Annotated in this window: 1 pseudogene; it reads left to right on the top strand. The window is 62.6% G+C overall.

The window, feature by feature from the left end:
• A pseudogene (locus tag AC1DVA_RS28170) lies at positions 1-1,660 on the top strand (hypothetical protein); the annotation flags it as partial.

Below are 1,660 nucleotides of genomic sequence, written 5' to 3'. Positions count from 1 at the left end.
CCCCAATGCTCCTGATGGAACGACCGGCCAGGAAGGCTATCGCGGTAGCCAATTGACCAAGGAAAGCCTGGCGCTGATCTCTGGCCTTGCCGAAGTCTTGGGTCTTACTCCTGCGCAGGTCACCGCAATGGCGGCCGGCACCGTTGTCTTCAATGCCGGCGACATCATCCTCGGCGGCGACGGCAGCGACATCATCCAGGGCAATGCCGGCGATGACATCATCGACGGCGACAAGTGGCTCGACGTGCAGATCGCCGTCTATGCGACCACCGAGCGGACCGGCACGCCGATCGCCTATCACAACAGCATGACGACGCTAGCCGCGAGCATGTTCAACGGCTCGATCAATCCCGGCCAGCTCGGCATCGTCCGCACGATCAAGACGGACACGACGAGCGGCGACGTGGACATCGCGCGGTTCCAGGGCGCCCGCGGCGAATATGCCTTCTCGGCCACGGCGGATGGGCAGATCGTCGTTTCGCATGCCGTCGAAGACTCGCTCGATGGCACCGACAAGCTGCKCAACATCGAAAAGGTGGAGTTCGCCGGCGGCGGCGCGCTCAACATCATCGTGGGCACGCCCTATAGCGACAATGGCCTTGCCCCGCAGGGTGCGGCTCCGCTCAACCAGCCCGTGCTCAACGGCACGGCGGCCGACGACCTGATCCTCGGCCTTGCCGGCTCCGACGTTCTCAACGGCAATGGCGGCAATGATATCCTGGTGGGCGGCGCCGATGGCGCGGTCGCTGCCCTAACGACCGTGACCTTCCAGGACAACTTCAACACTAGCAGCTTCGCCAACTCCAACGGCAATACCGCTTGGACGACGCCTTGGACAGAAACCGGCGACGGCAACGCGCCCGGCGGCCAACCGACAGGCAGCCCAACTACCGGCCAGATTCGCCTCGATGATGGTCAGGACAACCTACGGTTCAATGCCGGGGATGGCGGCCAGATCCAGCGCACCGTCAACCTTGCCGATGCAATTGCAGCCACTCTTACCTACACCGTGGGCCGCAGCACCGGCGGAAACAGCCTTGACGCCGCACCAGACGACGACGCTGTCAGGGTCTATTTCTCGCGGAGCGGCCTCGAGGCCGACTTCATCTTGGTCGACACTATCAACAGCACGTCGTCCCTGGCGGCGCGCAATATTAATCTCGCTCTCGTCGGTACTGGTCCCTTCACGGCAAATGCGGCGATCCGCTTTGTCACCAGCACGCTGGAAGGAAACGAGTTTGTCTCGATCGACACCCTGGCTATTACCCGCACCACTGTGGGCAGCGGTGCCGTCGCCGGCGACACGCTCAATGGTGGGGCCGGCAACGACACCTATTCGTTCGGCCTCGGTGACGGCATCGACGTCATCAACGAAGCCGGCGGCGTAGGCGCAGGCACGGCAGACAAGATTTCCATCCTGGCCCCCAGCACGGGCTTCGATGTGGATGGCCTGCCGATCCTGACCATCAACGCCCTCAATGCCTTTGACAGCAATACAGGCAATGAGAACGGCAATCTGGTGATCAACTACACGCTGCCCACCGGCACGCAGCAGTCCATCACCGTGAATGGCCACTATACCGGCACCACCGCGGAGACGGGCATCGAGCTCATCAACTTCAATGGCGCCTTCTTCAATGGCTACCAGTTGGTCGGCGAC

The organism is Allobosea sp. P4_C6, assembly GCF_056402015.1.
The sequence above is the reverse complement of the archived record's forward strand: the minus strand, read 5'-3'. Positions and strand labels throughout refer to the sequence as shown.